This window comes from Pseudomonas sp. P4_C8 (genome assembly GCF_056401975.1).
On sequence record NZ_JBFUIH010000018.1, the window covers coordinates 88,631 to 109,530 of the forward strand.

General features: G+C 57.9%; 19 protein-coding genes, 1 tRNA gene and 1 rRNA gene. 5 read left to right on the forward strand and 16 right to left on the reverse strand.

The features are described 5' to 3' along the window. Nucleotides 1-238: 238 nt before the first annotated feature. From AC1DWM_RS13560 to AC1DWM_RS13575, 4 genes are all read right to left on the reverse strand, one after another. Complete coding sequence (locus AC1DWM_RS13560; RefSeq protein ID WP_477795390.1) at nucleotides 239-1,168, reverse strand: sigma 54-interacting transcriptional regulator; 930 nt, start codon at nucleotides 1,166-1,168, stop codon at nucleotides 239-241. Between the two features lie 58 nt (nucleotides 1,169-1,226). Then, on the reverse strand, nucleotides 1,227-1,808 hold the full coding sequence (locus AC1DWM_RS13565) for an alpha/beta hydrolase (protein WP_223514534.1): 582 nt from the start codon (nucleotides 1,806-1,808) through the stop codon (nucleotides 1,227-1,229). A gap of 184 nt (nucleotides 1,809-1,992) precedes the next feature. After that, nucleotides 1,993-2,316: a hypothetical protein gene (locus AC1DWM_RS13570; protein ID WP_477795391.1), complete on the reverse strand. Its 324-nt coding sequence runs from the start codon at nucleotides 2,314-2,316 to the stop codon at nucleotides 1,993-1,995. A gap of 410 nt (nucleotides 2,317-2,726) precedes the next feature. Continuing rightward, entirely contained in the window at nucleotides 2,727-3,800 is a 1,074-nt protein-coding gene (locus AC1DWM_RS13575) for a fatty acid desaturase (RefSeq protein ID WP_477795392.1), read from the reverse strand. 100 nt (nucleotides 3,801-3,900) lie between these two features. Between AC1DWM_RS13575 and AC1DWM_RS13580 the strand changes: the two genes are divergently transcribed. Continuing rightward, complete coding sequence (locus AC1DWM_RS13580; protein WP_477795393.1) at nucleotides 3,901-4,905, forward strand: AraC family transcriptional regulator; 1,005 nt, start codon at nucleotides 3,901-3,903, stop codon at nucleotides 4,903-4,905. Nucleotides 4,906-5,060: 155 nt separating this feature from the next. On the opposite strand, the gene AC1DWM_RS13585 is transcribed toward AC1DWM_RS13580, so the two are convergent. Further along, nucleotides 5,061-5,426, reverse strand: a complete 366-nt coding sequence (locus tag AC1DWM_RS13585) for a response regulator (RefSeq protein WP_223514522.1) — start codon at nucleotides 5,424-5,426, stop codon at nucleotides 5,061-5,063. A gap of 70 nt (nucleotides 5,427-5,496) precedes the next feature. Further along, entirely contained in the window at nucleotides 5,497-6,183 is a 687-nt protein-coding gene (locus tag AC1DWM_RS13590) for a Crp/Fnr family transcriptional regulator (protein ID WP_477795394.1), read from the reverse strand. Nucleotides 6,184-6,267: 84 nt separating this feature from the next. Here AC1DWM_RS13590 and AC1DWM_RS13595 point away from each other — a divergent pair, with 84 nt between their 5' ends. Beyond that, on the forward strand, nucleotides 6,268-6,786 hold the full coding sequence (locus AC1DWM_RS13595) for an Mpo1 family 2-hydroxy fatty acid dioxygenase (protein WP_223514517.1): 519 nt from the start codon (nucleotides 6,268-6,270) through the stop codon (nucleotides 6,784-6,786). Between the two features lie 90 nt (nucleotides 6,787-6,876). Here the strand turns inward: AC1DWM_RS13595 and AC1DWM_RS13600 are convergent, their stop codons facing one another. From AC1DWM_RS13600 to dibA, 6 genes are all read right to left on the reverse strand, one after another. Beyond that, nucleotides 6,877-7,866 carry a sulfate/molybdate ABC transporter ATP-binding protein gene (locus tag AC1DWM_RS13600; RefSeq protein WP_223514515.1) on the reverse strand — a complete coding sequence of 330 codons (990 nt, stop codon included), beginning with the start codon at nucleotides 7,864-7,866 and terminating at the stop codon, nucleotides 6,877-6,879. Between the two features lie 4 nt (nucleotides 7,867-7,870). Continuing rightward, the gene (gene cysW, locus AC1DWM_RS13605) at nucleotides 7,871-8,743 is read right to left on the reverse strand and encodes a sulfate ABC transporter permease subunit CysW (RefSeq protein WP_477795395.1); all 873 of its coding nucleotides are present in this window, start codon (nucleotides 8,741-8,743) and stop codon (nucleotides 7,871-7,873) included. A gap of 13 nt (nucleotides 8,744-8,756) precedes the next feature. Beyond that, nucleotides 8,757-9,575, reverse strand: coding sequence for a sulfate ABC transporter permease subunit CysT (cysT, locus tag AC1DWM_RS13610; RefSeq protein WP_223514509.1), 819 nt, complete (start codon nucleotides 9,573-9,575; stop codon nucleotides 8,757-8,759). Nucleotides 9,576-9,644: 69 nt separating this feature from the next. Beyond that, nucleotides 9,645-10,658, reverse strand: a complete 1,014-nt coding sequence (locus AC1DWM_RS13615; protein WP_477795396.1) for a sulfate ABC transporter substrate-binding protein — start codon at nucleotides 10,656-10,658, stop codon at nucleotides 9,645-9,647. 68 nt (nucleotides 10,659-10,726) lie between these two features. Beyond that, the gene (gene oscA, locus AC1DWM_RS13620) at nucleotides 10,727-10,909 is read right to left on the reverse strand and encodes a sulfur starvation response protein OscA (protein WP_134419279.1); all 183 of its coding nucleotides are present in this window, start codon (nucleotides 10,907-10,909) and stop codon (nucleotides 10,727-10,729) included. Nucleotides 10,910-11,066: 157 nt separating this feature from the next. Continuing rightward, nucleotides 11,067-12,986, reverse strand: a complete 1,920-nt coding sequence (gene dibA / locus AC1DWM_RS13625) for a phosphodiesterase DibA (protein WP_477795397.1) — start codon at nucleotides 12,984-12,986, stop codon at nucleotides 11,067-11,069. A 147-nt stretch (nucleotides 12,987-13,133) separates the two neighbouring features. Between dibA and desA the strand changes: the two genes are divergently transcribed. Continuing rightward, entirely contained in the window at nucleotides 13,134-14,318 is a 1,185-nt protein-coding gene (gene desA, locus AC1DWM_RS13630; RefSeq protein WP_223514501.1) for a delta-9 fatty acid desaturase DesA, read from the forward strand. Between the two features lie 149 nt (nucleotides 14,319-14,467). Then, nucleotides 14,468-15,457, forward strand: coding sequence for a GGDEF domain-containing protein (locus tag AC1DWM_RS13635; RefSeq protein ID WP_477795398.1), 990 nt, complete (start codon nucleotides 14,468-14,470; stop codon nucleotides 15,455-15,457). 126 nt (nucleotides 15,458-15,583) lie between these two features. On the opposite strand, the gene AC1DWM_RS13640 is transcribed toward AC1DWM_RS13635, so the two are convergent. The 3 genes from AC1DWM_RS13640 to gabD all read right to left on the reverse strand — a co-directional run bounded on the left by AC1DWM_RS13640 (nucleotide 15,584) and on the right by gabD (nucleotide 19,854). Further along, complete coding sequence (locus AC1DWM_RS13640; RefSeq protein ID WP_477795399.1) at nucleotides 15,584-16,798, reverse strand: HDOD domain-containing protein; 1,215 nt, start codon at nucleotides 16,796-16,798, stop codon at nucleotides 15,584-15,586. 136 nt (nucleotides 16,799-16,934) lie between these two features. Then, nucleotides 16,935-18,212: a 4-aminobutyrate--2-oxoglutarate transaminase gene (gene gabT, locus AC1DWM_RS13645; protein WP_223514494.1), complete on the reverse strand. Its 1,278-nt coding sequence runs from the start codon at nucleotides 18,210-18,212 to the stop codon at nucleotides 16,935-16,937. A gap of 199 nt (nucleotides 18,213-18,411) precedes the next feature. Beyond that, the gene (gene gabD / locus AC1DWM_RS13650; RefSeq protein ID WP_223514491.1) at nucleotides 18,412-19,854 is read right to left on the reverse strand and encodes an NADP-dependent succinate-semialdehyde dehydrogenase; all 1,443 of its coding nucleotides are present in this window, start codon (nucleotides 19,852-19,854) and stop codon (nucleotides 18,412-18,414) included. 348 nt (nucleotides 19,855-20,202) lie between these two features. Here gabD and AC1DWM_RS13655 point away from each other — a divergent pair. Continuing rightward, nucleotides 20,203-20,279 (forward strand) — tRNA-Arg (locus tag AC1DWM_RS13655). 423 nt (nucleotides 20,280-20,702) lie between these two features. Here AC1DWM_RS13655 and rrf read toward each other — a convergent pair. Next, nucleotides 20,703-20,818 (reverse strand): 5S ribosomal RNA (rrf, locus tag AC1DWM_RS13660). Between the last annotated feature and the right edge of the window lie 82 nt (nucleotides 20,819-20,900).

A 20,900-nucleotide genomic window follows, 5' to 3' on the forward strand; every position in this document is an offset into this window, starting at 1 on the left:
TCGAAAATCTCGGTCGTCATCGACGACGGCTTTAAATACAAGTGCCAGTGATGTGCTATCGCTGACGTGACGCGGACAATACCGGGATTTTATATTCCCGAATAATATCTTTTATTCACTTTCATATTCCATTTTGCTCATACAGCTCTGGCTCGCGCATTCCGTGTAGGAGCTGGCTTGCCAGCGAAGGCGTCCTTTCAGAAAACCGTGTGAACCGCATCGCGAGCAAGCTTTGCTCCTACAGGAGGCCGGCGTCTTGCAGAAGGTGCTTCAAGGCTGCTTTTTCGGCGACAGTGCCGCTGCCGAGAATCCGCGTGAGCTGCTGCTCGATCTGCGCCAGCGACACGGCCGTGTCAGGCAAATTCAGATGCCCCGGCAAAATTTCGTCGCCGGTACTCACCAACAACGCAAAGTGAATGACGTTTTCCAGCTCGCGGGTATTTCCCGGCCAACTGTGCCGCTCCAGCACAAGCTGCGCGGCCTCACTGATCAACGGCACCGGCAGGTCGAGGCGATGGCTGTAGATGCCGAGGAAGTACTCGGCCAGCGATAGAATATCGCCCACGCGGTCACGCAATGCCGRCAGCTCCAGATGGCCTTCACTGAGGTAGTGATAAAGCCGCTCATGGAATTTGCCGGCGGCCACGGCCTGAGCCAGATCAATGCTGGTGGCGGCGACCAGACGCACGTCCACCGGGCTCGGTTGGTGCGCGCCAACTCGGGTCACTTCATGGTTTTCCAGCGCGGCGAGCAGTTTGATTTGAATCGGCAGCGGCAAATCACCAATCTCATCCAGATAGAGCGTGCCGCCATTCGCCGAACCGAACCACCCGGCGCGGCTGCTGGCCGAACCGCTGAAGCTGCCCGCGACATAACCGAACAATTCGGCATCAGCGTAAGTCGGGCTGATCGCCCCGCAATTGACCGAGACGAACAACCCGGCGCGATCGCTGGCGCGATGGATATGGCGCGCAAGCAGCTCTTTGCCGCTGCCGGTTTCGCCGCGAATCAATACCGAGATCGAGCGCGGTGCCAGTTCCTCCAGGTCCTGACGCAACTGGCGCGAGCGCGGATCGACAAACACCAGCGCCTTGGCGCGGATGCTCAGGGGGCTTTTTTCTGCGTCAGGGAAAGTCAGCAGCGGCTGACCGAAGTGTTCAAGACTCATGGCAGACTCCCGCCAAAGACCGCCGGGAGACGGGCAGGCGTTTAAAAAAACAAAAGGTTCAAGCGCGTCGCAGGGCGTGATGTTCCATGCGGTTCTGCAAGCGATAGAGGTAGGCAAAACCCTGCTCCCAGCGCTGGTGACCGGACTTCACATTGATGTGCCCGGCACCCGACAAAATCCCCGCCTCGGCACCCCAGTTGCGCGCCAGCTCAAGGGCTCGCGGCGCGCTCACGGCGCTGTCGTTGTCGGAGCTGACGATCTGGCTCGGGAACGGCAGCAGGTCGGTGGGAATCGGTGCAAAGTTACGCAACGCCGGCGCACACGCCGGGCGCTCGACATCCGCTGGAGCGACCAGCAAGGCCCCGCGCACCTGACGCAGAAACTGCACGGGTGCAGCGGCGGCCCAATGGGCGACAGTGATGCAACCCAAGCTATGCGCGATCAGGATCACCGGCGTGCTATCGGCGGCAATCGCCTCGGCCAGCGCCGCGACCCAGTCTTCACGACGCGGTGTCAGCCAGTCCGCCTGCTCCACCCGCGCGCTATTCGGCAGGCTGTTCTGCCAGTGGCTTTGCCAATGATCGTCCGGCGATCCTTGCCAGCCCGGCACAATCAGGTAGCGAATTGATTCGTTGCGCATGGGGGAGCTCTCCTGCTGCGTGTCTGTACTTGGTCGAGTATAGGGAGGAGAGTTATATTCGTTAAGGAATAAGAAGCTATTTATTAAGATCTATAAAGAATATACAAGGTATTTCAAGCAGCAGATGTTCAACCCGATCACTGTCGGGTTGATGCGCTAAGGAAAGATCTTGGGTCAGCTGGACTCAACACGCTTTTGCAGTGGGCTCGTCTCGTTTAAACAACACGGTCCGGGTGTTGGTTTTGCCGTTCTTGAAGGTCTGCTCGCATGTCCCGACAAGCGACATGCGCTTGGTACTGAACATGAGCGACCACCGCTCCTTGACCTCGTGAATATCATCCACAGTGATAAATTCAAGGCTACGGCCGCACCGATAACGGACCCTCCCATCACTGATGTCGCGATGGGCGTCCTCTAAATCCAGGTGCCCCGATATCCGCTCATCGCCCTCTATCACCAAATGAGTCATTGCCCTGTTCATCGTGTAATGGCCTGCGAAATAGCTCATGCGGTTTCTCCCTGAAAACGTTTCCTGACCTGCTTTGGTTGCCCATAAGGGCCACATTGTCAGTGTAGGGCTGCCCCTCCTCTCGTCTACTGTCAGAAATAACAGGTCCGTAGACAAATCAGCGATTAGTCAGATAAGCCAGGAACGTTATGGGAATAAAAAAAGGACCGCACCCTGCCAAGGAGACGGCCCCGGAAACTCAAAATCTGTGAAGCGATGATTGATTGAAACGCTTATCTTATAAAGGAATATTTAATTACTTTATTAGATCCAAAGCGCATATATCGACTAACGAAACGTTGACCCCCAGCCTCCCTGCTTGTGCTTTAACGTATCGCCTCTTTGGGTCAAATTGATGACGAGCGCCTTTGCCATCGCTTATTTCGAGATTGAGTTTCCGATTTTATCCATCACACCTGAGCGGCACGAACCTCCCGAGGTTGTGCAGCGTCTTTGCGAACAAACCGGTTGGCCCGGTCAAACGTGCCGAAATCATTGAACCGCACGCCCATCTCACGCATCACTTTATGCGCCACCGGCACGGTCATCTGGCGAATGTAAAACGGCTCCTTCACCACAAAGTGATGGATGCCGTGGCTGCTGCCGAAGTTGAAGCAGAACGCCTGCAACGGCCACATCCACGGAGAGTTCAGCACCTGGGTCTGCTGGATCACGTTCCCCGGTTCCACGTCGCCGTAGTAGTGCATGTTCGAGCTGATGAAGTGCAGGCAGAACGTACGCAATACGTTCGGGCCGATGATCACCACCGCCGCGATGTCGATCACCTGCATCACCGACAAGGTGGGCGCCGACCACTCAATCGGCGCCCCCATCAGAGACGCGATGCCGTTGGCCGCATGGAAGCCGAGGAACATGTACCACGCGCCCCAATGCACCAGCGCGAGCGGCGCGTAGACCTTCAAAGTGCGCTGGACGATGCTGAATTTTTGCGCCCAGGTCTTGGCCCGCAGCATGCGGATGAATGACGACATCATGTTGTCGCCGATCATCAGCAACCGCGCAAACCCCCAAGGCTCGCCGTTGGTGATGGCGCGCTCTTCCATGTCGGTTTCAGTGCCCGAAACCTTGTGGTGATTGAGGTGCAGATGACGGCGGATCCACGGATTGATGGTGCTCGGCCGCGCCAACCACACCAGCCCCATCATCAGGTTGTGCGGCACGCGCTGTTTACGAAAGTACATGCTATGTATCAAGTCGTGTTCCAGCTCGTGGGTCAACGAGGCGAAAAACGCGTTGAGCAACAAACACGCCCACCAGGCCATGTGCCCGGTCATGTACAGCGTCGCCGAACCGATCATCCCGGCCAGGGCGAAGGCCAGAATACCTGCGCCGAGGGCGTCCTGATGGTTGAGAATCGGGTAGCGTTGACGCAATTCAACGCCCCTGGCCAGCACCACTTCCCGAATATGTGCTGATCGTTGCGATGCATTCAGTCGCTGGGGACTTGCAGAAGTACCGTGCATGCTTCCATCCTCTGGTTATTGATGTTCGCATCCTGCCTTGCGACCCCACGCAAGGTGGTAGCCGAGAACGCCAACCTGTTGACCGGAAGCGCCAATCAGCATGACTGAACCGACCTCCCTCGCCAGCTGGACCCGCGCCCTGCGCAAACAACTCGATGCGCTGGGCCTCGACAGCACCGCCCTGTGCCATCAGGCCGGGCTTGATCCGCAATTGATGGACGACCCGAACGCCCGTTACCCGTTGTCCGGCACCACGCGCCTGTGGGAAATCGCCGTGCAGGTCAGTGGCGATCCGGCGATTGGCCTGCGCGTGTCGCGTTTCGTCAGCCCCACCACGTTTCATGCGCTCGGTTATGCACTGGTGGCCAGCGGCAGTTTGCGCGAGGTGTTCGAGCGCATCGTGCGGTATCACCAGGTGGTCAGCGATGCCCTGGAACTGGAACTGACCCGCGCCGAGGATCGCTACCGCTTTCACCTGAAAATCCCTGCCGGCAACCCGGCGCCGGCATTCGAAGCCATCGACGCCTTCACGGCGATCTATGTGCGCACCTGCCGCAATCGCCTCGGTCGCGACTATGCACCGCTGGCGGTATACCTGCGCCGACCGGAACCGGCCGATGCGCACCAATGGCATAAAGTTTTCCGCTCACCGGTGTACTTTTCGGCTGACGAAGACCGCGTGGAGTTTTCTCTGGTGGATTTCGACAGCCACTTGGATGACGCCAATCCGGAACTAGCCGAACACAACGAAACCGTGCTCAAACGCACCCTGGCACAACTGAAACCGTTGACCTGGGAACGCAAAGTCCGTGACGCCATCGAAGAGCAATTGCCCGAAGGCGAACCCAGCGCCGAACTCATCGCCAAAGCCCTGCACCTGAGCTTGCGCAGCCTGCAACGGCACTTGGCGGACGAAGGTTGTCGGTTCGATACGCTGCTCAATGAAAGCCGCGAAAACCTGGCGCTGCTACACCTGCGTGATCCGCATTGTTCGTTGAGTGAAGTCAGTTACCTGCTGGGGTTTGCGGATACCAGCAGCTTCAGCCGCGCATTCAAGCGCTGGACCGGGATGACGCCGGGGCAGTTTCGGGATGGGTTGCGCTGACTGATCCGGAAGGTGCGTTGTATGTTCCGGCCTCATCGCGAGCAGGCTCGCTCCCACAGTGGTTCTGCGTCGTTGTGAAATTTGTGTTTACTGGAGATCAATTGTGGGAGTGAGCCTGCTCGCGATGAGGCAAGACCAGACACCACAAAATTCCCTCAGCGCCCACGATCCCGCCGCAACAACTTGCGCACCCGCGTCACCAGTTCGCTCACCGCAAACGGCTTGAGCAAATAATCATCCTCATGCAGTTCGAGCCCGCGCAGTCGATCCTCAATGCCGTCCTTGGTGGTGAGGAACAGCACCGGCGTGTCGCCAAGCTTGCGAATCTGCTGCTGCAATTGCCAGCCGTTGAGCCCTGGCAGCATCACGTCGAGGATGATCAGTTCGTATTCGCCGGACTCGATAAAGCGCCGGCCGTCCATGCCGTTTAGCGCTACATCCACCGAATAGCTCGCCTCATTCAGGCCGTTGGCCAGGAGTTTGGCGGTCTCCGGTTCGTCTTCTACTAGCAGTACACGCATGGCACACCTCGATTATCGTCGTCACAGGCTAGGCGCCTTCACCGACAAAGCCCACCCATAACGTTGCGTTTCAAAAAATCGCCAGTGCCCGCAACCGCTCGGCATCGACAATTTCGATCTCGCCGTACTTGAGATTCAGAATCCCCTGACCCTGAAAACCCTTAAGAATCTGATTAGTCGTCTGGCGCGACAGCGACAGCATCGAAGCTAACTGCTCCTGGGGCAGTTGCAGCACCCGGCGCGGCGGTTCGATTTCGCCGTAGCCCTCGGCAATCATCAATAAGCGATGGGCGAGACGCGCCGGGGTGGGCATCAGGCTCAGCTGTTCGAGGTTGATGAAGGTCAGGCGCAATTTATGGCTCATCAGTAACGCCAGTTGCCGCCAATACACCGGTTGTTCGTCGAGCAACTTCAGCAGTGTCGCCTGCGCAATGTGCAACAGCACGCACTGGCCGACGCCGAAGGCATCGTGGGTACGCGGCTGACCATCGAACAGGCAGATTTCGCCGAACCAGTGGGGCGGCTCCACCAGGCTCAGCAGCGCTTCCTTGCCCTGCTCGCTGACTGCGCCGATGCGCACCGAACCTTCGAGCACTGCATACAACCCGCACGGCGGATCCCCTCGCTTGAACAGCAATTGCCCCGACGACAAACGCCGAATCCGGGCCGCAGCCAGCAGACTATCCTGTAAGGGAACAGGTAGATGACTGAACCATTGCCCCGTCATCAGGCGCGCACGCCAGGCCTGCATATCCATGGAAACTCCTAGAGATTGTCGCCTGCCCGACAGAGCCAAAAGTGAACCCGGGGCATGATCAATCACCCTACAGGAGGAATAACAATGAAAAGCCTCGTTGACCATCTCAGTCAATACGCCGCCTACCACCGTGATCCGCGCAACATCGCCAGCCACTTTATCGGTATTCCGTTGATTATGGTGGCCGTCGCGGTGTTGCTGTCGCGGCCGCAATGGGCTGGCGACTGGCTGTCACCTGCGGTGCTGGTGTCGCTGGCGTCGGCGTGGTTTTACCTGCGCCTGGAGTTGCGCCTCGGGGTGCTGATGAGCGTATTGCTGGGACTGTCCGTTTGGGCGGGGCAGACACTGGCGCAGCAAAGCACGCTGGTCTGGCTGTCGAGCGGTATCGGGATGTTTGTGGCGGGCTGGGTGATTCAGTTTGTCGGGCATTACTATGAAGGGCGTAAGCCGGCGTTTGTTGATGATGTGAGCGGGCTGATTGTCGGGCCGTTGTTTGTGGTGGTGGAGTTGATGTTTTTGCTGGGGTTGCGGCATGACCTCAAAGAGCAGATCGAGGCGCGGGCTGGGGGTGTACGAATCAATCCGAATCGCGCTGCGGCATAAGACGCCTTCGCGAGCAGGCTCGCTCCCACATTAGATCTATGGCGCACATAGAACCCCTGTGGGAGCGAGCCTGCTCGCGAAGCTTTTGCTTTAGATGTTGGCCAGTTTTTGCCAGACCTTGGGCTTGAAGAACAAGGTTTCACCCTTCGCCAGCCCGATCAGGCTGTCGTGATCCTTCACCACTTCCGCTTCGATCAATTCGCTCTGACCTTCGACCTTCAACGTCACCCGAGTCGTCGCACCCAACGGACGAATGTCGCGCACTTCAGCTGCGTGGTGATCTTCCAGTTCATGCCGCGACAGCGACACTTCGTGCGGACGGAACAGCACATGGTTGTCCTCCCCCAGATGCAGCCGGTTGGAATCACCGAGGAAGTGATAAACGAAATCGCTGGCCGGGTTTTCGTAGACGTCACCCGGTGAGCCAATCTGTTCGATCACGCCTTTGTTCATCACCACAATCCGGTCGGCGACTTCCATCGCCTCTTCCTGGTCGTGGGTCACGAACACGGAAGTCAGGTTGATGTCCTCGTGCAGTCGCGCCAGCCAGCGGCGCAGCTCCTTACGGACCTTCGCGTCGAGGGCGCCGAAGGGTTCATCGAGCAGCAAGACTTTTGGTTCCACCGCCAGGGCACGGGCCAAGGCAATGCGCTGACGCTGACCGCCGGAGAGCTGTTCCGGGTAGCGATCCGACAGCCAGTCCAGCTGCACCATGTTCAGCAGTTCGTGAACCTTGGTTGCGATTTGGCTTTCGCTCGGACGCTGGTTTTTCGGTTTCATGCGCAGGCCGAACGCGACGTTGTCGAACACCGTCATGTGGCGGAACAAGGCGTAATGCTGGAACACGAAACCGACGTTGCGATCGCGCACATCATGGCCGGAGACGTCTTCGCCGTGGAACACGATGTTGCCCTGATCCGGCGTCTCCAGACCGGCGATAATCCGCAACAGCGTGGTTTTACCGCAGCCCGATGGGCCGAGCAGCGCCACGAGTTCGCCGCTTTGAATGTCCAGGCTGATGTTGTCCAGCGCCTTGAACGCGTTGAAATTCTTGCTGACGTTACGCACTTCAATCGACATGAAATCATTCCTCCGCGGCGCTGGCGCGCAGGCGGTTAATACGGTTTTCGCTCCACTGCTTGAGCAGCAGGATGAAGAGCGCCAGGATCAGCAACAGGCTCGCCACGGCGAACGCGGCCACGTGGTTGTATTCGTTGTAGAGGATCTCGACGTGCAGCGGCAAGGTGTTGGTCACCCCGCGAATGTGCCCGGAAACCACCGACACCGCACCGAACTCACCCATCGCCCGCGCGGTACACAGCACCACGCCGTAGATCAGGCCCCATTTGATATTGGGAACGGTGACGTGCCAGAACATTTGCCAGCCATTGGCGCCAAGCAGGCGCGCGGCCTCTTCTTCTTGCGTGCCTTGTTCCTGCATCAACGGGATCAGTTCGCGCGCCACGAACGGCACGGTGACGAAAATCGTCGCCAGTACGATACCCGGCAAGGCGAAGATGATCTGGATGTCGTGATCCTGCAACCACGGCCCGAAGAAGCCTTGGGCGCCGAACATCAACACATAGACCAGGCCGGCGATGACCGGCGAGACCGAGAACGGCAAGTCGATCAACGTGACCAGCATACTTTTGCCACGGAACGAATACTTGCTCACGCACCATGCGGCGCTGACACCGAACACCAGGTTCAGTGGCACCGAAATCAGCACGGCGATCACCGTGAGTTTCAATGCCGACAGCGCGTCCGGTTCAAAGATCGCGGTGAAGAACGCACCCAGGCCATTCTTCAAACCCTGGGACACCACGATAAACAGCGGCAGCAACAGGAACAGCGCAAAAATCAACCAGCCAAGACCGATCAGGATTCTTCGCGAGGTGGCACTGCCACGGTGGGCGGCGTTGGCCGAAGAGGCGGCAGCAATAGACGATTGGGACATGGTTCGCGCCTCCTTATGGGGTTTCGATGCGACGTTGCAGCAAATTGATCAGCAGCAACAGGACGAAGGAAACCACCAGCATCAGTACACCAATGGACGTGGCGCCGGTGTAATCGTACTGGTCGAGCTTGACCATGATCAGCAGCGGCAAAATCTCGGTTTTCATCGGCATGTTGCCAGCGATGAAAATCACCGAACCATACTCGCCGACCCCGCGGGCAAAGGCCAAAGCGAAACCGGTGAGCCAGGCTGGTAACAGCGCTGGCACCAGAATATGGCGGAAAACCTGTAACGGTTTTGCACCGAGGCACGCTGCCGCTTCCTCCACTTCACGCGGGATATCAGCCAATACTGGCTGTACGGTACGTACTACGAATGGAAGTGTCACAAAAGTGAGGGCAAGGGTGATACCGAGGGGGGTGTACGCGATCTTGAAACCCAGATCAGCTGCAAACTGACCCACCAAACCGGTAGGGGTGTACAACGCAGTCAGCGCAATACCCGCCACCGCAGTGGGCAATGCGAAGGGCAAGTCGATCATTGCGTCGATGACTTTGCGTCCCGGGAAGGTGTAGCGCACCAGGACCCAGGCGAGCAGCGTGCCGATAATGCCGTTGATGATCGCGGCATAGAGCGCGGTGCCGAAGCTCAACTTCAACGCCGCCAGCACTCGTGGCGCCGAGACAATTGCCCAGAACTGGTCCCAGGTGAGTTGGGCGGCATGGACGAACATTGCCGCCAGAGGAATAAGCACAATCAGGCTGAGGTACACCAAGGTGTAGCCCAGCGTCAGCCCGAAGCCGGGTATGACGGGGGAAATACGACGCGACATAAAAGTCCTTGGTTGAGAACGCGCAAAGCCCCGACGGTTAAATCGGGGCTCGTTGATGGCTATTTAAGATTACTGCGCCTGGTAAATCTGGTCGAACACGCCACCATCATTGAAGAATTTCGGTTGCGCGGTTTTCCAGCCGCCGAAGTTCTTGTCGATGGTCACAAGGTCCAGGGTCGGAAACTGCTTGGCGTACTTCGCGGCGACGTCCTTGTCACGTGGACGATAGAAGTTTTTCGCCGCAATTTCCTGGCCGGCCGGGCTATACAGGTATTTGAGATACGCATCGGCGATCTGCTCGTTACCCTTTTTCTCGGCGTTCTTGTCAACCACGGCCACCGGTGGCTCGGCAAGGATCGACAGAGAAGGCACGACGATTTCGAACTTGTCGGCACCGCCGTCTTCTTTCAGCGCCAGGAAGGCTTCGTTTTCCCAGGCCAGCAACACGTCACCCTGACCGTTGTTGACGAAGGTAATAGTCGAACCGCGAGCGCCGGTGTCCAGCACTGGCACGTGCTTGAACAGGGTTTGTACGTATTCCTTGGCCTTGGCTTCGTCACCGCCGTTGGCTTTCAGACCATAAGCCCAGGCCGCGAGGAAATTCCAGCGTGCGCCGCCGGAGGTCTTCGGGTTCGGGGTGATGACCGCCACATCGTTCTTGATCAGGTCACCCCAGTCCTTGATGCCTTTAGGGTTGCCCTTGCGCACCAGAAACACGATGGTCGAGGTGTAAGGTGTGCTCGCATCCGGTAGACGCGTCTGCCAGTCGGGCGGCAGGGACTTGCCGAGCTTGGCGATTTCGTCGATGTCTCCGGCCAGGGCCAGGGTCACAACGTCGGCGCGCAGACCGTCGATCACCGCACGAGCCTGTTTGCCCGAACCACCGTGGGATTGCTGGATTTTTACGTTGTCGCCGGCGTGATCCTTCTGCCAGAGCTTGATGAACTCGGCGTTGTAGTCCTGGTACAGCTCACGCGTCGGGTCGTATGACACATTGAGCAGTTCGTAATCCTTGGCAACCGCGGAACCCGCAAAAAGTGCACTGGCCAGGGCGGCCAAAGCGAAATGACGAATCGACGACATGGTGAAAGCTCCTGGAATTCTGGTTGTGGTGGCTTTTTATGAGGTGCTGGAAGCGGGTTGCCGGTTGCTTAGCTCGGTTTGTTACTCGGGCTCTGCAGACGAAATTTCTCTTTGCGTTCGATCTGCACGACCTGGGCGTTATGCACAGTGATCTCCACAGCCCCAAAGCGCAGATCGCGCAATGCGCTCTGGATCTCACGCAAAATGGTTGCTTCGTCCTGGCCATCAACACTACGTAGGGATGCGCTCATGGTGCTGCTCCTTCAACTGAGAGGTTGCCTGGCAGTGGCGGTACTGCTTGCGGCGTGAGACCAATAGTAGTGAGGAGTTGATATTCTTAAAAAGACTATTTAAGAATGTTTATATAACTAGAAAATATTATTTGATGGGGCGCGGGTTTAAGGCGGATCAGCGAATAACGGGCGCGTAAATCCAATCCAATTGCTCAGCCGGCACCGGCCGCCCAAACCAGTAGCCTTGCCCCAGATCGCAGTCATGCTCCAGCAGAAATCCCGCCTGCTCGACCTGCTCGATCCCCTCGGCATGCACCTGCATTCCCATGCTCTGCGCCAAGGCAATGATCACCCGCACAATGGCTGCATCATCCTCATCCCCTGGCAAGCCTGTGACAAACCCTTGGTCGATCTTGAGTTTTTGCACCGGCAAACGCTTGAGCCGCAGCAGCGACGAATAACCCGTGCCGAAATCATCAATGGCCAACCGCACGCCCAATTCGCGCAAGCGATGCATCTGCTCCAGCGCCACTTCCGGATCATCCATCACCGCGCTTTCAGTGACTTCAAGCTCCAGAAGCGCCGGATCAAGCCCCGTCGCATCAAGCACACGAGCCACCTGCTGATACAGCTCGCTCCGGGCAAACAGTCGCGATGAAATATTCACCGCAACAAACGACAGCACCACGCCAGCGGCTTGCCACTGGCACATTTGCTCGCAGGCCTGCTGCATGACCCAGGCATCGATCTCGGCAATCAACCCCGTACGCTCGGCGATGGGGATGAATGCTGCTGGCGACACCAGCCCGCGCTGCGGATGCGCCCAACGCACCAACGCTTCCACGCCCACCAGGCGACTAGTTTTGAGGTCATGCACGGGTTGGTAATGGACGCGCAACTCCTGCTTCTCCAGGGCGCGGCGCAATTGGAAAGCAATTTCTACCCGCTGCTGGGCATGGACAGTCAACTCTTCAGTGTAGAGCGCGTAGCCATCCCGGCCTGCACTCTTGGCCTTGGACAAGGCCGAACCCGCGTTGCGCAACATTTGCTCGGCACTCAAGGCATCACTGGGAAACTGGCTGATGCCGACACTGGTGTTAATAAACAGTCGATTCCCATCGATGCAAAACGGCTCCCGGAGGCCATCGATGATCCGTTGCGCCAGCGCCGCAGCCTGCGCAACTTGCGGACAGCTTTCGGCAAGCACCGCAAATTCGTCACCGCCCAGACGCGCCAACGTAACGCCTGGGCCAAACATGGCTTTCAAGTGCTTGGCCACGGCCTTGAGCAGCTGATCACCGACGGTGTGCCCGAGGCTGTCGTTGATCATCTTGAAGTGATCCAGGTCGATCATCAGCAACGCACAACCCCGTTTGTGGATTTTCGCCGATGCCAGCGCCTGTTCGACGCGGTCAGTGAACAACAGCCGATTGGGCAGATCGGTCAGCGGATCGTGATGAGCAAGGTGTTTGAGCTCGTGTTCGGAGTTTTTGATCGCACTGATGTCGGAAAACACCGCCACGTATTGGCTTCGCCGACCCCTATCATCATGAATGATGCGGATGGTTTGCCATTGCGGGTAGATTTCGCCGCTTTTGCGACGATTCCAGATTTCCCCGCTCCACTCGCCGGTGCTGTTGAGCGTCGCAAACATCGCCTGGTAGAACGCTGGTGGGTGGTGGCCGGATTTGAACAGACTGGGTTGCTGGCCCAGCACTTCATCTCGCCGATAACCGGTGATCGCCATGAAGGCCCGGTTTACATGGACAATCAGCCCGTTGCTATCGGTGACCAACACGCCCTCATGGGTGCAATCGAACACCGCAGCCGCCTGGCGCAATCGCTCGCGGTCGGCCTGACGCTCGCGCAGTTTGGCGCCGATCCCCAGGCACTGGAACAGTCGGGCCCGGGCAATGAAGATCAAACCGGCGCTGAGTACCACCCAGACATAACCGTTGATCAGTTGCCATCGCAATAGCTCGGCAGAGCTATCGAAGAAACTGTTCAATAAATAGCCGCTCAACGCCATCCAGGCGACTGAAAACAACAGATAAAGCAGCGCTGCACGCAAGGCATCGCGATAGGTGGCAGACATTTGGCCGTCCATGTCCCTACAGAAGGGTCGGAATAATAGGTCAAGGACACATCCAGCCACTCTTATCTGAAAGGGCGACTGGTTTTATCCGTGGGCTTAGTGATAATGCAACGGCTATTTTTTTCTTTATCGAGGGCCCTACAGCCTATGTGGTACGAAGGTTTACTCGGCTTGTCGCCCTGGTCACTGGTAGCAGTCACCCTACTGATGACCCATGTCACGATCATTGGCGTCACGGTCTATTTGCATCGTTACTCAGCCCATCGCTCGCTTGAGCTCAATGCCGGCCTGAAACATTTCTTCCGCTTCTGGCTGTGGCTGACCACGGCACAGAATACCCGCGAGTGGACCGCTATCCACCGCAAGCATCACGCAAAGTGCGAAACCGTCGATGACCCGCACAGCCCGGTCATCAAGGGGCTTTCCACCGTTCTGCGCAAAGGCGCCGAGCTGTATCGCGCGGAAGCGGAAAACCCGGAAACCCTGCGGATCTACGGCAAGAACTGCCCCGAAGACTGGATCGAACGCAACCTCTACAGCCGATTCCCGCTGTTGGGTATCGCGATCATGGGCATCATCGACTTGCTGCTGTTCGGCACCATCGGCATCACCATCTGGGCTATCCAGATGATGTGGATCCCGGTGTGGGCCGCTGGCGTGGTCAATGGCCTTGGCCATGCTGTCGGCTACCGCAACTTCGAATGTCGCGATGCCGCAACCAATCTGGTGCCTTGGGGCATCCTGATCGGCGGTGAAGAACTGCATAACAACCATCACACCTACCCTAACTCGGCAAAATTGTCGGTGAAGAAGTGGGAGTTCGACCTCGGTTGGGCCTGGATCCAGGTCTTCAGTTTCTTCCGCCTGGCGAAGGTCCAGCGCGTTGCACCGATTGCCCACCGAGTTGAAGGCAAAGGCAACCTGGACATGGACACCGCCATGGCGATCCTCAACAACCGCTTTCAGATCATGGCCCAGTACCGCAAATTGGTGATCGCGCCGCTGGTCAAGCAAGAGCTGGAAAAGGTCGATCACTCGGTCCGCCATCAATTCCACCGCGCCAAGCGCCTGCTCTCGCGGGAAACCAGCCTGCTGGACGAAAAACACCACGTTCGCATCCAGGCTATGCTCGAGCACAGTCAGGCGCTGAAGGTAATTTACGAGAAACGCCTGGCCTTGCAGCAGATCTGGGTCAAGACCAGCTCAAATGGTCACGACATGCTCGCCGCCATCAAGGACTGGGTACACGAAGCTGAAGCCAGCGGGATTCAATCCCTGCGCGATTTCGCCGACCAGTTGAAAACCTACTCCCTGCGCCCTTCCGCTGCTTGATGCCGTTGATCGGTGCGCCCCGCTAGTGGGCGCACCCTTCGGAACTTAGCTCCGAATCCCCTATCTCAAAGACACTTCGCCAGCCCGGCGGGCTTCGTTTTAGCCGCTTTCGAACCTCGAGCGGCACACGCCCTTTGAGATTTGTCCCGATGGTCTCCAAACACCTGCTTGACTCATCCCTTCCGCAGTTACCCGACACCGCTCAAACCTTGATGGCGCTGATGCATGCTCAAAGCGAAGTGGCGCGCCTGAGTGAGCGTGAACAGCTGTTCAGCTCGTTGCTGGTGAGCGTCAACGCGGTGCTTTGGGCATTCAATTGGGAAACCCGTCAGGTGCTCTACGTCAGCCCGGCCTATGAGCGGATTTTCGGCCGCTCCACCGGCAGTTTGCTGTCCGACTACAACGAATGGCGCGACAGCATTTACCCCGACGACCTGGACTATGCCGAACGCAGCCTGGCCGAAGTGCTGGTCAAAGGCGCGGTTGAAGACCGTGAATACCGCATCATCAATGCCGATGGGCAGGTGCGTTGGCTCAGCGACAAATGCTTCATCAACCGTCAGGCCGAGCCCGGTCAACCGGTGATCATTGTCGGAATTGCCGAAGACATCACCGAAAAGAAGCGCACGGAAGCCGAGCTGCAACGCTTGGCCACCACCGACGTACTGACCCAAAGCAGCAATCGCCGACACTTCTTCGAATGCGCGCAACGCGAGTTTGCCCAAGCGCGCAAACAGGGTGTGCCACTGGCGTTCCTGCTGCTGGACATCGATGATTTCAAAGTGATTAACGACACGTACGGCCACCCGCAAGGTGACACGGTGCTGCAACAGATCGCAGAGAGCGGTCGCAGCGCATTACGTCGTGGGGATGTGTTCGGCCGGATCGGCGGTGAAGAGTTTGCGGCGGTATTTCCCGGCTGCGCGCCCGACATGGCCATGCAAGTGGCCGAGCGCCTGCAACGGCAGATTCAGCAATTGCGCTTCAGCCATGATGAGCAGACCTTCGGTATCACCGTCAGCCAGGGTTTAACCAGCCTCACTGAAGAAGACGAAAGCCTCGACAGCCTGTTCGCCCGCGCGGATGCGGCGATGTATAAAGCCAAGCGGCAGGGTAAGAACCGCATCATCTCTGCTTAATGGTCCACCACCTGACCCCTGTGGGAGTGAGCCTGCTCGCGATAGCGGAGTGACAGTCAAAGTGATGTCGACTGAATCACTGCTATCGCGARCAAGCCCGCTCCTACAGGGGGATTGGTGTTATGCCTACTTTTTGCGCAATCGCATGAGTTCCGGCAAGCCGATCTTGAGCAACCGTGCCGCCCGGCTTTTCGCCAACACTTCAACGCCCTCGTGCTCGGTCAGACGCGCCAATTGAGCCGCCATGTTCATCACCAACGCTTCGCGGGAGTAAACCCCGCCACCGAGCTGATAGACCGCTGCAATCAGCTCTCGCAACTCAAGCGGCAGACGCCAACGAGTGCGCAACGCCGAACCGTAGCCTGCACCGAACACTGCGAGCGCATCACCCACCTCTTCCCACTCATCCAGCTCACCTCCGGCCTGCTTCCACTCTTGCAAACACCCCAGCAATGCCAGGTCGCCAAGACGATGCAGCATGCCCGCGCAGTAACAGCGCTCTTGTTCAAGATCCAGCAAGCGCGCCAGTGTACGGGCGTACTCGGCGGTGTGCAGCGACAGCTCCCAATAACGCTCGGCATAGTCCGCCAGTAACGGATCTACGAGCCGGGCACTGCGCTTGAGTGCCAAACCCAGAATCAGGTTCATGCTTTGCCCGGAGCCCAAACGATGCAAGGCCTGAGACAGGGTCTGCACGGGGTCGCCAATGTGATGCCCCGCGCTGTTCGCGGCGGCGATCAGCACAGCGGTAATCTGCGGATCGGTGCGAACTTCGTCTTCCAGTCGCTTCAGATCGAGACCGCCGGGATTGAGACTGCGCTGGACCGCTACCTGCACGTCAGTCATCAGCGGCGCGCCGTCCGTCAGTTCTCGACGACGTTCCAGATACACCGACAACGTCATGCCCGGCGCCAACGTTGGCACCTCACAGGACACCTCTTCACCCGCATTCAGCAGCAAGCCCTGCAGACGCCGGGTCAGGTTTTCCATGTTCAGGGGTTTGGTCAGGTACGCCGTGGGCGCCATAGGCAAAGCCTCGCGCACGCTGGCACTGTCATTACGACTGCTCATCAGAATGAAGGGTAACGGCGGATTGCGTTTGCGTTGGCGCACATTGCGCAAAACATTCAGGCCATCGACGCAAGGCAACTCCCAGTCAACGATCACCAGGTCGTAAGGAATTTCAGCCAGCTTATCCATTGCCTGCTGGCCATCGGTGCACAGGTCCAGTCGCGCGTCGCAACGCACATTCAATAACACTTGCTTGAGCAAGTCTCGAGACCACGGGTCGGCCTCGGCAATCAACACTCTCGGTGCAGCGGGTAAATCAACGACAGTCATGCAACACGCTCCCTCGCAATGCTTGAACCTTAACCAACACTGGCGAATCGAGACAGAACAATTGGCCTCAATGTGTTTCATGAGGCGTAAAAAAACCCGCCGAAGCGGGTTTTTTGTCGATCAGCTCACAAATCAATCAGAGCTCGGAGAAGCACTCTTCGATGATCGCCAAGCCTTTGTCCAGCTGCTCGTCTGGCGAAGTCAGCGGTACCAGGACGCGCAGAACGTTGCCGTAGGTGCCGCAGGACAGCAGGATCAGGCCCTTGTCGCGAGCCTTGGCCACAACCGACGCTACCGCAGCAGCGTTTGGCTTGTGGCTGTCGCCGTTTTCGAACAGCTCGACAGCGATCATCGCGCCCAGGGCACGGACTTCGCCAATCACTGGGTACTTGGCCTGGATAGCCTTGAGGCCAGTGACCAGACGCTCACCGACGGCCTTGCAGCGGTCCAGCAGATGCTCTTCTTCGAACACTTCCATCACGGCCAAGGCCGCGGCGCAAGCAATCGGGCTACCGGCGTAAGTGCCGCCCAGGCCGCCTGGAGCGATGGCGTCCATGTATTCAGCCTTGCCGCACACACCGGCCAGCGGGAAGCCGCCAGCGATGGATTTGGCGAACGTGGTCAGGTCGGCAGCAACGCCCATCTGTTCCATGGCGAAGAAAGTGCCAGTACGGCCAGCGCCAGTTTGTACTTCGTCAGCGATCAGCAGGATGCCGTGCTGGTCGCACAGTGCACGCAGGCGCTTCATGAATTCTTTAGGCGCGACGTAGAAACCACCTTCACCCTGAACCGGCTCAATGATGATGGCAGCGATATCACGCGGCTCGGCGTCGTTCTTGAAGATGCGTTCGATGCTGGCGATCGAGTCATCGACGCTCACACCGTGCAGTTCGTTCGGGTACAGCGCGCGAAACACGCCGCCTGGCATCAGGCCCATGCCAGCCGAGTAAGGCACGACTTTACCGGTCAGGCCCAGGGTCATCATGGTGCGACCGTGGTACGCGCCAGTGAACGCGATTACGCCGGCGCGGCCAGTGGCGGCACGGGCGATCTTGATCGAGTTTTCCACAGCTTCGGAACCAGTGGTCACCAGCAGGGTTTTCTTCTCGAAATCACCTGGCACCTTGGCGTTGATTTTTTCGCACACTTCTACGTACGGTTCGTAAGCCAGTACCTGGAAGCAGGTGTGAGTCAGCTTGTTCAGTTGCTCGGTCACCGCGGCGATGATTTTCGGGTGCACGTGACCGGTGTTCAGCACAGCGATACCGCCGGCGAAGTCGATGAACTCGCGACCTTCAACGTCGGTCACGGTGGCGTTCTTCGCGGACTCGGCGAAGATCGGGTGAATCTGGCCAACACCGCGTGGTACAGCGGCTTCGCGGCGTTTCATCAGGGATGCGTTAGTCTTGCTCATAAAGTCCTCATTCACCGCTCATCGGGCGGTGTGGTTCAAGGAAAATGCAGCGGGGAGGCAACTACGGCAGCATGCGATGATCGACTGCCACAGCTTTCCCGACCACAGAGAAAATTCCGTTTGAAGCGTCGCAAAGGGACAGCGCTCTCGTGCCCTTTGCGTTTGAAGCAATGCCTTGCCCGGCTCTTGTCTTGCGAGCTTAGATGCCCAGGCAGAGGTATTTGATTTCCAGGTAATCTTCGATGCCGTACTTGGAGCCTTCACGGCCCAGGCCCGAGGCCTTGATGCCGCCGAACGGCGCGACTTCGTTGGAGATCAACCCGGTGTTGACGCCGACCATGCCGTATTCCAGCGCTTCAGCCACACGGAACACACGACCCAGGTCGCGAGCATAGAAGTACGAGGCCAGACCGAACTCGGTGTCGTTGGACATCGCGATCACTTCGGCTTCGTCTTTGAAGCGGAACAGCGGCGCCAATGGACCGAAGGTTTCTTCCTTGGCCACAGCAGCGTTCTTCGGCACGTTGGTCAGAATGGTCGGCTCAAAGAAGTTGCCTTCCATGACCTTGCCACCCGCCAGAACGGTTGCGCCTTTGCTGATCGCGTCAGCAATGTGCTCTTGAACCTTGGCCACGGCTTTTTCGTCGATCAGCGGGCCAGTGGTGGTGCCTTCTTCCAGACCGTTGCCGATCTTGAGTTTGGCCACAGCCACTCTCAGCTTCTCGGCAAACGCGTCGTAGACCGAATCCTGAATGTACAGACGGTTGGCACAGACACAGGTCTGACCGTTGTTGCGGTATTTGGAAATGATCGCGCCTTCGACGGCCTTATCCAGGTCCGCGTCGTCGAACACGATAAACGGTGCGTTGCCGCCCAGTTCCAGGGACACTTTCTTGATGTCCTTGGCGCATTCAGCCATCAACTGGCGACCGATTTCGGTCGAGCCAGTGAAGGACAGCTTACGTACAATCGGGTTGCTGGTCAGTTCGCTGCCGATGTCGCCGGCGCTTCCGGAAACAACGCTGAACACACCTTTCGGGATGCCAGCACGTTGAGCCAGTTCAGCCAGGGCGAACGCGGAGAACGGAGTTTGCGAAGCAGGCTTGAGCACCATGGTGCAACCGGCAGCCAGCGCCGGGCCGGCTTTACGGGTGATCATCGCGGCCGGGAAGTTCCACGGGGTGATGGCAGCGGTAACGCCGATTGGCTGCTTGATCACGATCAGACGCTTGTCTGGCTGGTGGCCTGGAATCACGTCACCGTAGATGCGCTTGGCTTCTTCGGCGAACCATTCGATGAAGGATGCGGCGTAAACGATTTCGCCCTTGGCTTCGGCCAATGGCTTGCCCTGCTCGAGGGTCATCAGGCGAGCCAGGTCGTCCTGGTTTTCGATAATCAGCTCGAACCAGCGACGCAGCTTGTTCGCGCGGTCCTTGGCGGTCAGTGCACGCCAGGCCGGCAGCGCTTTATCAGCAGCTTCAATCGCACGGCGGGTTTCGGCAGCGCCCATTTTCGGCACAGTGCCCAGAATTTCGCCCGTTGCCGGGTTGTTCACTTTGATCGTCTGACCATTGTCTGCGTCGACCCACGCGCCATCGATGAAGGCTTGCTGGCGGAACAACTGGGTGTCTTTAAGCTGCATGTCGGCTTTCCTTAACAGCACCGCGGCAAGCGCGGAGCAAATTATGATTGTAGAAAGGCGCCCTATAGGCTGCCGTCAGGGAAATCATTCACTGGGCTGAAGCACATAAATAGCGCACTGATTGATACCGTGCGGTTCAGCACCCAGACAAGAGCGTTTGAAATCTCAAACGAATCCTAGGATCAAAGGGGGTAAAGGACAATAGGCTGTTCGAAAAAAAGAACGAAAACGCCGCATTTGCCTAGTTTTTCTGATCAACGTAGCAATCGCACGTTACGCTTTCAAAAAAGTCAGCCGATTCAGCAGCATGGACGACTGCTGCACATATGAGTATCATGGCGCCCGCTTGCACCAGTAGCTCAGCTGGATAGAGTACTGCCCTCCGAAGGCAGGGGTCGTGGGTTCGAATCCCGCCTGGTGCACCATACGTCGCAAATGAAAAAGCCTCAGACCGTAGGGTCTGGGGCTTTTTTGTGGGTAATGGTGAACCAATTCCGGGCAATGCCATTCCTCGGCCGGGGCCAAGCATCGCTCGAGGGCGAACCATGCTTGAAGGCATACGACTACGTCAGGGGCATTGGCGAAAGCTGGGCGCCATTCTCCGTATCACGAGCCCTGATTCGAGCCTCTAGGGCCTGCTACGCGGCCTCTAAGCCATGGTTGGGACCTTGATGATGGTGTGCTCGCTGACTCAGGTAGTTTTTTTCTGATCAATTCCGGCGCTCTATAAGACCGCGCCCCTCAAGCAGGAGGCCCTCCCAACTGAGTCAGACCACTACGATACGAACTTTCCTGCGGACAAAACAAAACCCCTACCTGCATACGCAGATAGGGGTTTCGGAATTTAATCTTGACGATGACCTACTCTCACATGGGGAAACCCCACACTACCATCGGCGATGCATCGTTTCACTGCTGAGTTCGGGATGGGATCAGGTGGTTCCAATGCTCTATGGTCGTCAAGAAATTCGGTAGCCAGGTCGTTTACCTTTCGGTTCACGCTCCAGCGAATGGGTATGCAATAGATTTGTGTGTTGCTTGCGAAT